Consider the following 9,812-nt stretch of genomic DNA (forward strand, 5'->3'; position numbering starts at 1 on the left):
CACGCGCCCGGCCGGCGTGCCGGGCTGGGCCTGCGGCGCAGGCTGGGCCTGTGCGAGCACGGGGCCGGCCGCGAGCGGCAGGGTGCCGGCGATGCGCAGGAAATCGCGCCGGCGGGTGCCGGCGCGGCGGTCTTGTTCTTCTTGCATGCGATGCTCTCCGGGACGGTGGGGGTCGGATGGAATGGAACGCTGCGAGCGCGTTTTAGTCCATCCGGGCCCGCCCCGGGAGCAGCGAGGGAATTGCCTTAAGGGGTGACGCCGGCGGCCTGCGCCTGCTGGTCCGCGTGGTAGGAGCTGCGCACCAGCGCGCCCACGGCCGCGTGGGTGAAGCCCATTTCCTTCGCCTTCTGCTCGAACATCTTGAAGGTGTCGGGATGCACGTAGCGGCGCACCGGCAGGTGGGCGGTGGTCGGCGCGAGGTACTGGCCGATGGTGAGCATCTCGATGTCGTGCGCGCGCATGTCGCGCATCACCTCGAGGATCTCCTCGTCGGTCTCGCCGAGGCCGACCATGAGCCCGCTCTTGGTGGGGATGTGCGGGAACAGGGCCTTGAACTTCTTCAGCAGGTCGAGGCTGAACTGGTAGTCGGAGCCGGGCCGCGCTTCCTTGTACAGGCGCGGGATCGTCTCGAGGTTGTGGTTCATCACGTCCGGCGGCGCCGCCTTCAGGATCTCGAGCGCGCGGTCGTCGCGGCCGCGGAAGTCGGGCGTGAGGATCTCGATGCGGGTGGCCGGCGAGAGCGCACGCACCTGGCGGATGCACTCGACGAAGTGGCCGGCCCCGCCGTCGCGCAGGTCGTCGCGGTCGACGCTGGTGATCACCACGTACTTGAGCTTCATGGCCGCGATCGTCCGCCCCAGCTTCTCGGGCTCGGCGGTGTCCAGCGGGTCGGGGCGGCCGTGGCCCACGTCGCAGAACGGGCAGCGGCGGGTGCACTTGTCGCCCATGATCATGAAGGTGGCCGTGCCGTGGCCGAAGCACTCGCCGATGTTGGGGCAGGAGGCTTCCTCGCACACGGTGTGCAGGCCCTGCTCGCGCAGGATCTTCTTGATCTCGTAGAAGCGGGTGTTGACCGAGCCGGCCTTGACGCGGATCCAGTCCGGCTTCTTCAGGACTTCGCCGGGCTCCACCTTCACCGGGATGCGCGACAGCTTGGCGGCGGCCTTCTGCTTGGCGCCGGCCTGGTAGGTCTCGAGGGATTGCGCCTCGCGCACGACGTTGGTGGAGCTCATGGGGTCCTTGGGGTGGGTCAGGGGGCGAGCAGCGCCTGCAGCTTGTGGCCGAGCCGCGCAGCCGCCTCGTTCCAGTCGGTGGAAACCCCGATTGTAGAAAGGTCGACCGTTTCCAGACCTGCGTAGCCGCAAGGGTTGATGCGGCGGAAGGGTTGCAGGTCCATGGCCACGTTGAAGGCGAGGCCGTGGTACGTGCAGTGGCGGGAGACCTTGATGCCGAGGGCGGCGATCTTGGCGAGGCCTTCGAAGGGGTCTTGTGGGGTGCCGGCACCCTCACCCCGGCCCTCTCCCGCAAGCGGGAGAGGGTGATCCGCACTCCCTCTCCCGCTTGCGGGAGAGGGTTGGGGTGAGGGTTGCCCGCTTGCGGGAGAGGGTGGGGGCGCGGGCAGCCGCGCATGCGAGAACGGATCGTCCCTGCGCACATAGATCCCAGGCGCCCCCCGCACCCGGTGCCCGGTCACGCCGTAGTCGGCCAGCGTGCGCAGCACGGCCTCCTCCAGCCGGTAGACGTACTCCTTGACGAAGTAGCCGGCGCGCTGCAGGTCGATCAGCGGATATGCCACCACCTGGCCGGGCCCATGGTAGGTCACCTGCCCGCCGCGGTTGGTCGCCACCACCGGGATCGCGCCCGGCTCCAGCAGGTGGTCCGCCTTGCCGGCGAGCCCCTGCGTGAACACCGGCGGGTGCTCGCAGATCCACATCTCGTCGGGCGTGTCGGGGCGGCGGCCTTCGGTGAAGGCCTGCATCGCCCGGTACGTGGGCAGGTAGTCCACCCGCCCGAGCACCTTCACCTGCATCGGCTCAGCTCAGAGGACGACCTTGACCATCGGGTGCGAGGTCAGCGCCCGGTACAGGTTGTCCAGCTGCTCGCGGCTGGTGGCCGTGATGGTGATCGTGATGCCCAGGTAGTTGCCGGCGCTGCTGTCGCGCAGCTCCACCGTCGCGGCGTCGAACGTGGGGTCGAACTCGCGTGCGATGGTGGTGATCGCGTGGACGAAGCCGTCCACCTTCGCGCCCATCACCTTGATGGGAAAGCGCGAGGGGTACTCGATCAGCGAATCGCGGCGCGGATCGGTGGGGTCGGACTTGGGCGGATGGATGGAAGCGGTCATTCAGGAAGTTGCGCGTTTGGCCTGCTGGTAGCCTTCGAACAGCTTCTGGTAGATGGGGCCGGGCCGGCCGTTTCCAACCGGCTTGCCGTCCAGCATCGTGCAGGGCAGCACTTCCTTGGTGGCCGAGGACAGCAGGATCTCGTCGGCCGCCAGCACCTCCTCGCGCGCCACCCGCCGCAGCTGGAAGGGGATGCCCATCTGCAGGCAGATCTCCTCGAAGACGCCGTAGCGGATGCCTTCCAGCACCAGGTTGTCCTTGGGCGGGCCGAGCACGACGCCGTCCTTCACCACCCAGACGTTGGAAGCGGCCGCTTCGCTGAGCCAGCCGTCGCGGAACATGATCGTCTCGTTGCCGCCCTGGTCGGCGCTGATCTGCCGCGCCAGCACGGCCCCGGCCAGGCTGGTGCTCTTGATGTTCGCCTTCTTCCAGCGGAAGTCGTCCGCCGTGAAGCAGGCGACGCCGCGCGCGCGCTCTTCGGCCGGGTAGATGTAGAGCCGGTTGACCATGGCGAACACGGTCGGCTCGATCTCCGCCGGCATCACGTGGTCGCGCATGGCCACCCCGCGCGTCACCTGCAGGTAGACCAGCTGGTTGGTCTCCTCCGGCCGCTTGCCGACGTGGTCGGCGTAGGCCTGCACCAGCTGCTCGACCACCTTGGCCCAGCCGGCGCGGTCCATCGGGTTGCGCATGCGCAGTTCGGCCAGGCTGCGGTCCAGCCGCGCCATGTGTTCCTTGAAGCGGAACGGCCGGCCTTCGTAGGCGGGCACCACCTCGTACACGCCGTCGCCGAAGATGAAGCCGCGGTCGAGCACGCTCACCTTGGCATCGCGCAGGGTGCTCATCTCGCCGTTGAGCCAGCAGGGCAGGGCAGGGATCGCGTCGGTCATGCCCTATTGTCGCCGCATGCGCGGGCCGGGGTCGGGACCTACCGTTCGCCCCACCAGGTGCCGCCGATCGGCAGCACGAAGAAATCCTGCTCCGCCAGCCCGCGGGCCTGCCGGGCCGCGGCGAGATCGATCGGCGGCTGGTCCAGCGCCTCGTCGGTGAGCTGGAAGGTGCCCCAGTGGATGCCGATGCCGCGGCGTGCGCCCAGGTCCTCGCGCGCCTGCACGGCCTCGGCCGGGTCCATGTGCTGCTCGCGCATGAACCAGCGCGGCGCATAGGCGCCGATGGCCAGCAGCGCCAGGTCGAACACCTCGCCCTCGCGCGCGTGCGCACCGAGCCGCTGGCGCGTCTCGGCGAAGTGGCGGCTGTAGCCGGCGTCGCCGGAGAAGTACCAGCGCAGGTCCGGCGCGAACACGGCCCACCCGCCCCACAGCGTCTCCATCCGGTCGTGCAGCCCGCGCGCCGACCAGTGCTGCACCGGCACCAGGTGGAACTCCACGCCTTCGTGCCGGTGCACGTCCCACCAGTCCAGCTCGACGACGTTGGTGATCCCTTCGCCCTCGAGGAAGGCCTTGATCCCGAGCGGCACCAGGAACAGCGTGCGGCCGCCGGAGCGCTCGTTCAGCTGCACCGCGGAGCGCCGGTCCAGGTGGTCGTAGTGGTTGTGCGAGATCAGCACCACGTCGATCGGCGGCAGGTCCGCCAGCGCGATGCCGGGCGGCTGCGCGCGCTTCGGGCCCAGGAAGGCCAGCGGCGAGGCGCGTTCGCTGAACACCGGATCGGTGAGGATGTTCAGGCCGGCGCTTTGCACCAGCACCGTGGCGTGGCCGATCCAGGTGGCCGAGGACCGCGGCGGCGTCGCCGCTTGCGCGCCCGTGCGCCGCACGGGCTCGGTGTTCGCCTGCAGCCGTTGCAGTGCCGGCGCCACCACGGGCGTGGCCGCGTGCGCCGCGGGCGGCAGGCCTTCGCGCCAGGCCTCCCACTTCCACCGCAGCAGGGCGGAGAAGGGCTTGGCCACCGGCGCATCGGGCACGTTGCGAAAGCCCCCCGGCGTGTGCTGCGGCCTTGCCGGATCGAAGCCGTGGTGCGCGTGCGCCGCCAGCGCACACAGCAGGCCGGCCGCCCACAGGCCGGCGCGCATCAACGCCATAGCAGCACCGCCAGGATCGCGACCCAGCCCAGGCCCAGGTTGATCTTCACCAGCAGCGTGAGCAGGTTCATGCGCTGGCCGGCATCGGGCCAGTCGCCCGCTTCCACCGCGCGCTGCAGCTTGCGCCAGGGCGAGAAGAAGATGTGGCCGAAGACCAGCATCATCACCAGGCCGAGGGCGGCCATCGCATGCCAGCCGGGCGGCGCCGCGGCGCCGGGCACCTGCAGCAGCAGCGGCACGCCGGTGGCGAGCAGCAGCGCGATGCTGGCGATCACCACCACGAAGAAGCGGCGCAGCACCAGCACCGCCAGCGGCAGCCGCTGCGGCGGCGGCAGCTGCGCATGCAGCGCCGGGCGCAGCGCGATCGCCATGAAGGCCATGCCGCCCATCCAGAAGATGGCGCCCGCGAGGTGGAAGAACAGCAGCAGGTTGCGCATCGGCGGATTGTGGGGCCGTGGCGAAAGCACCGCAGACTGACACGGCGCTGATGTCCGGGGGCTGGAGCCCAGTCGTGGTTTCTACCTATAATGAGCGGCTTTCCAGAAATTCAGGACAACCAGCGGCCCGGCATGCCAACAAGAAGAGGCCAACAAGGGGTTGCCCCGCTGCCTGAAGACGACGAGCAGGAGTCCCCGCCGAAGCCGCTGAGCGCCGAGGAAGCGCGGCGCGTGCGCGAGCAGAACCCCCCGGTTTCCCCCTGGTGGGTGGTCGCCGGGCAGGCGGGAGTCGGCCTCGTCGCGGCCCTGGTCGGATGGCTGGTGACTGGAAGGCAGAGCGTAGGCTGGTCCGTCCTGTACGGCGCTTTCGCGGTGGTCTTTCCCGCCGCGGTGTTTGCACGGGGTTTGACCGGAAGGTTCTCATCGCTCAATGCAGGCACCGCGGCAGTCGGGTTCCTGCTTTGGGAGATGGTCAAGATCGCCTTGACGATCACCCTTCTTGTGGTGGCGCCGAGGTGGGTTGCGGGATTGAGCTGGCCGGCGCTGCTGGTGGGCCTGATCCTCGCGATGAAGGTTTACTGGGTGGCCCTGGCGTTCGCGCCGCGCCCGAAGACGAAATCGAACTGAAAGAAACATGGCTGCTGAAAGCGCTGCCGCGGCGCACGGTCCGACCGCGGGTGAATACATCGTTCACCACCTGACGTTCTTCCAGAACCGTCCGCCGAAGAACGTCGTCGATTTTTCCGTCTTCAACTACGACTCGCTGTTCTGGGCGATCCTGCTCGGCGTGATCACGTGCTTCTTCTTCTGGAAGGCGGCGCGCAAGGCCACCTCCGGCGTGCCGGGGCGCTTCCAGGCCGCCGTGGAGATCCTGGTGGAGATGGTGGACGCGCAGGCCAAGGGCATCGTGCACAACGCCACCAGCCGCAAGTTCGTCGCCCCGCTGGCGCTCGTCGTCTTCATCTGGATCATCCTGATGAACACGATGGACCTGCTGCCGGTGGACCTGCTGCCCTACCTGTGGCAGAAGTTCAACGCCGCCGCCGGCCACGACCCCGAGCACGCCTACATGCGCGTCGTGCCCACCGCGGACCTGTCGATCACGATGGGCCTGTCGATCTCCGTGCTGCTGATCTGCCTGTTCTACAACATCAAGATCAAGGGCCTGGGCGGCTGGGTGCACGAGCTGTTCACCGCCCCCTTCGGCTCGCACCCGCTGCTGTGGCCGGCCAACTTCTTCATGCAGGTCGTCGAGTTCGTCGCCAAGACCGTCTCGCACGGCATGCGACTGTTCGGCAACATGTACGCCGGCGAACTGATCTTCATGCTGATCGCCCTCATGGGCGGCGCCTTCTCGCTGACCGGCACGGGCATCGGCCTGGCCATCGGCCACATCATCGCCGGCTCCGCCTGGGCGATCTTCCACATCCTGATCATCGTGCTGCAGGCCTTCGTGTTCATGATGCTGACGCTGGTGTACGTCGGCCAGGCCCACGACGCGCATTGATCCCGTTTTCCCCGTTTCTCGTCAACTCTCAAGTCCTTTAGGAGCAATCATGGAAGTTATCAGCTTTGTCGCCCTGGCCGCCGGCCTGATCATCGGCCTCGGTGCCATCGGCGCCTGCATCGGCATCGGCGTGATGGGCAGCAAGTACCTCGAGTCCGCCGCCCGCCAGCCCGAGCTGATGAACGAGCTGCAGACGAAGATGTTCCTGCTGGCCGGCCTGATCGACGCCGCCTTCATCATCGGCACCGGTATCGCCCTGTGGTTCGCCACCGCCAACCCCTTCCTGGGCCAGATCGCCAACCTGCCGAAGTAAGTCACCCCATCCTTCTTCAACAACTTCCCGCGGCAGACGAGCGTGCGGGAGCAAGGATGAACAAGTGAGCATCACCGGTACCCTGATCATTCAGATCATCGTGTTCCTGATCCTGGTCTGGTTCACGATGAAGTTCGTGTGGCCGCCGATCGCCGCGGCGCTCGATGAGCGCGCCCGCAAGATCGCCGAAGGCCTGGCTGCCGCCGACAAGGCGAAGGCCGAGCTCGCCGCCGCGGACAAGCGCGTGGAAGAGGAACTGGCCAAGTCCCGCAGCGAAACCGCCACCCTGCTGGCCGATGCCGAGCGCCGTGCGCAGGCCATCGTGGAAGAGGCCAAGGGCCGCGCGACGGAAGAGGCGAACAAGATCATCGCCGCCGCCCGCGCCGAGGCCGAGCAGCAGACGGTGCGCGCGCGCGAAGCGCTGCGCGACCAGGTCGCGATGCTGGCCGTCAAGGGCGCCGAGTAGATCCTGCGCCGCGAGGTGAACTCGGGCGTGCACGCCGACCTGCTGAACCGCCTGCAAGCGGAGCTCGTCTAAGCCATGGCTGAACTCGCCACCATCGCCCGCCCTTACGCCGAAGCGCTGTTCCAGGCCGCCGGCAATGACCTGAACGGCACGGCGCAGTGGCTGGATGCGCTCGCCGTCGTGGCGAGCCAGCCCCAGCTGCTGCAGTTCGCGGAGAACCCGAAGGTCACCAACCAGCAGGTCTACGACGTGGTCACCGACGTCGTGCGCGTGCAGCTGCCGGCACCGGCGCAGAACTTCCTGCGCACGGTGATCGAGAACGGCCGGCTGAGCGCGCTGCCCGAGATCGCGCACCAGTTCCGCGCGATGATGAACGCGCAGAGCGGCTCCTCCGACGCCGTGGTCTACAGCGCGTTTCCGATCACGCCCGAGCAGCTCGGCACCGTGGCACAGGCACTCGAGAAGCGGTTTGGCCGTAAGCTCAATCTCACCGTGCAGGAAGACCCGTCCCTCATCGGCGGCATCCGCGTGGTGGTGGGGGACGAAGTGCTCGACACCTCGGTGAAGGCCCGCCTGGAACAAATGAAAGTTGCGCTGACGGCGTAAGGCCGCTCCGCTCCAAAGGACACAAGGAACGAGTCATGCAGCTCAATCCCGCAGAAATTAGCGAACTGATCAAGAGCCGGATCGAAGGCCTGGCCGCCAGCGCCGACATCCGCAACCAGGGCACGGTGATCTCCGTGACCGACGGCATCTGCCGCATTCACGGCCTGTCCGACGCGATGTCGGGCGAAATGCTGGAATTCCCGCCCACCAAGGAAGGCGTGCCCACGTTCGGCCTGGCCCTGAACCTCGAGCGCGACTCCGTCGGCGCGGTGATCCTGGGCGAGTACGAGCACATCTCCGAAGGCGACACCGTCCGCACGACGGGCCGCATCCTGGAAGTGCCCGTCGGCCCCGAACTGATCGGCCGCGTGGTCAACGCCCTGGGGCAGCCGATCGACGGCAAGGGCCCGGTGAACGCCAAGCTCACCGACGTGATCGAGAAGGTGGCGCCGGGCGTGATCGCCCGCCAGTCCGTCTCGCAGCCGGTGCAGACCGGCCTGAAGGCCATCGACTCGATGGTGCCGATCGGCCGCGGCCAGCGCGAACTGATCATCGGCGACCGCCAGACCGGCAAGTCCGCGGTCGCGGTCGACACGATCATCAACCAGAAGGGCCAGAACATGGTCTGCGTCTACGTGGCCATCGGCCAGAAGGCGTCGACCATCAAGAGCATCGTGCGCGCGCTGGAGCAGAACGGCGCCATGGAGTACACGATCGTCGTGGCCGCCTCGGCTTCCGAGTCGGCCGCCATGCAGTACGTCTCCGCCTACTCCGGCTGCACGATGGGCGAGTACTTCCGCGACCGCGGCCAGGACGCGCTGATCATCTATGACGACCTGTCCAAGCAGGCCGTCGCCTACCGCCAGGTCTCGCTGCTGCTGCGCCGCCCGCCGGGCCGCGAAGCCTACCCCGGCGACGTGTTCTACCTGCACTCGCGCCTGCTGGAGCGCGCCGCCCGCGTGAACGCCGACTACGTCGAAGCGTTCACCAAGGGTGAAGTGAAGGGCAAGACCGGTTCGCTGACCGCCCTGCCGATCATCGAGACGCAGGCCGGCGACGTGTCCGCCTTCGTGCCGACCAACGTGATCTCGATCACCGACGGCCAGATCTTCCTGGAAACCAACCTGTTCAACGCCGGCATCCGTCCCGCCATCAACGCGGGTATCTCGGTGTCGCGCGTCGGCGGTGCCGCGCAGACCAAGCTGATCAAGAACCTGTCCGGCGGTATCCGTACCGACCTGGCGCAGTACCGTGAACTGGCCGCCTTCGCGCAGTTCGCCTCCGACCTCGACGCCGCCACGCGCAAGCAGCTCGATCGCGGCGCCCGCGTGACGGAGCTGCTGAAGCAGCCCCAGTACAGCCCGCTGCCCATCTCGCTGATGGCCGCCTCGCTGTTCGCGGTGAACAAGGGCTACCTGGACGACGTCGACATCAAGAAGGTGCTGCCCTTCGAGCACGGCCTGCATGCCTTCCTGAAGGACAAGCACGCCGCGCTGCTGGACAAGCTGGAAACCGACAAGGCCATGGACAAGGACGCCGAAGCGCAGCTGACCGCCGCGATCGAAGCGTTCAAGAAGACCTTCGGCTGAACCGCAGGGACAGGGCAATGGCTGCAGGCAAAGAGATACGCGGCAAGATCAAATCGGTGGAGAACACCAAGAAGATCACCAAGGCCATGGAAATGGTGGCCGCGTCCAAGATGCGCAAGGCGCAGGACCGCATGCGCGCGGCCCGGCCCTACAGCGACAAGGTGCGCAACATCGCCGCCAACCTCGGCAAGGCCAACCCCGAGTACACCCACCCCTTCATGCGCCACAACGACGTGAAGGCGGCGGGCATCATCGTGGTGTCCACCGACAAGGGGCTGTGCGGCGGCCTGAACACCAACGTGCTGCGGGCCGTCACCGGCAAGCTGCGCGAGCTGCAGGAGCAGGGCGCCACGGTGCAGACCGTGGCGATCGGCAACAAGGGCCTCGGCTTCCTGAACCGCGTGGGCGCGCAGGTGGTCTCGCATGCCACCCAGCTCGGCGACACGCCGCACCTGGAACGCCTGATCGGCCCGGTGAAGGTGCTGCTGGACCAGTACGCCGAAGGCAAGCTGAA

12 protein-coding genes and 1 pseudogene are annotated in these 9,812 nt (G+C 67.9%); 7 read left to right on the forward strand and 6 right to left on the reverse strand.

Features of this window, described 5'->3' with window-relative positions; genetic code table 11:
• Positions 1–245: 245 nt before the first annotated feature.
• The 6 genes from lipA to VFM98_RS00630 are packed head-to-tail and all read right to left on the reverse strand — an operon-like array spanning position 246 to position 4,817.
• Complete coding sequence (gene lipA, locus VFM98_RS00605) at positions 246–1,232, reverse strand: lipoyl synthase (protein WP_325107946.1); 987 nt, start codon at positions 1,230–1,232, stop codon at positions 246–248.
• Positions 1,233–1,249: 17 nt separating this feature from the next.
• Positions 1,250–2,029 carry a lipoyl(octanoyl) transferase LipB gene (gene lipB / locus VFM98_RS00610; protein ID WP_325107947.1) on the reverse strand — a complete coding sequence of 260 codons (780 nt, stop codon included), beginning with the start codon at positions 2,027–2,029 and terminating at the stop codon, positions 1,250–1,252.
• A 9-nt stretch (positions 2,030–2,038) separates the two neighbouring features.
• On the reverse strand, positions 2,039–2,344 hold the full coding sequence (locus tag VFM98_RS00615; RefSeq protein ID WP_325107948.1) for a YbeD family protein: 306 nt from the start codon (positions 2,342–2,344) through the stop codon (positions 2,039–2,041).
• Positions 2,345–3,232 carry a D-amino acid aminotransferase gene (locus VFM98_RS00620; protein WP_325107949.1) on the reverse strand — a complete coding sequence of 296 codons (888 nt, stop codon included), beginning with the start codon at positions 3,230–3,232 and terminating at the stop codon, positions 2,345–2,347.
• 38 nt (positions 3,233–3,270) lie between these two features.
• Positions 3,271–4,380 carry an MBL fold metallo-hydrolase gene (locus VFM98_RS00625; RefSeq protein WP_325107950.1) on the reverse strand — a complete coding sequence of 370 codons (1,110 nt, stop codon included), beginning with the start codon at positions 4,378–4,380 and terminating at the stop codon, positions 3,271–3,273.
• Entirely contained in the window at positions 4,371–4,817 is a 447-nt protein-coding gene (locus VFM98_RS00630; protein ID WP_325107951.1) for a CopD family protein, read from the reverse strand. The genes VFM98_RS00625 and VFM98_RS00630 overlap by 10 nt, the downstream gene beginning before the upstream one ends.
• Before the next feature lie 90 nt (positions 4,818–4,907).
• On the opposite strand from VFM98_RS00630, the gene VFM98_RS00635 reads away from it, so the two are divergent.
• The 7 genes and pseudogenes from VFM98_RS00635 to VFM98_RS00665 form a co-directional block, all read left to right on the forward strand.
• Positions 4,908–5,444: an ATP synthase subunit I gene (locus tag VFM98_RS00635; protein WP_325107952.1), complete on the forward strand. Its 537-nt coding sequence runs from the start codon at positions 4,908–4,910 to the stop codon at positions 5,442–5,444.
• Between the two features lie 7 nt (positions 5,445–5,451).
• Entirely contained in the window at positions 5,452–6,324 is an 873-nt protein-coding gene (gene atpB, locus VFM98_RS00640) for a F0F1 ATP synthase subunit A (protein WP_325107953.1), read from the forward strand.
• A gap of 49 nt (positions 6,325–6,373) precedes the next feature.
• Positions 6,374–6,637 carry a F0F1 ATP synthase subunit C gene (gene atpE / locus VFM98_RS00645; RefSeq protein WP_236598893.1) on the forward strand — a complete coding sequence of 88 codons (264 nt, stop codon included), beginning with the start codon at positions 6,374–6,376 and terminating at the stop codon, positions 6,635–6,637.
• Positions 6,638–6,701: 64 nt separating this feature from the next.
• Positions 6,702–7,175, forward strand: a pseudogene (locus VFM98_RS00650) (F0F1 ATP synthase subunit B).
• 3 nt (positions 7,176–7,178) lie between these two features.
• Positions 7,179–7,709, forward strand: coding sequence for a F0F1 ATP synthase subunit delta (locus VFM98_RS00655; protein WP_325107954.1), 531 nt, complete (start codon positions 7,179–7,181; stop codon positions 7,707–7,709).
• A gap of 35 nt (positions 7,710–7,744) precedes the next feature.
• The gene (gene atpA / locus VFM98_RS00660) at positions 7,745–9,298 is read left to right on the forward strand and encodes a F0F1 ATP synthase subunit alpha (protein ID WP_325107955.1); all 1,554 of its coding nucleotides are present in this window, start codon (positions 7,745–7,747) and stop codon (positions 9,296–9,298) included.
• A gap of 17 nt (positions 9,299–9,315) precedes the next feature.
• A partial coding sequence (locus VFM98_RS00665) for a F0F1 ATP synthase subunit gamma (protein WP_325107956.1) occupies positions 9,316–9,812 on the forward strand: 497 nt, incomplete at its 3' end.

The sequence above is a fragment of the Ramlibacter sp. genome, assembly GCF_035706265.1.
In the GTDB taxonomy this organism is placed as follows: Bacteria; Pseudomonadota; Gammaproteobacteria; order Burkholderiales; family Burkholderiaceae_C; genus Ramlibacter.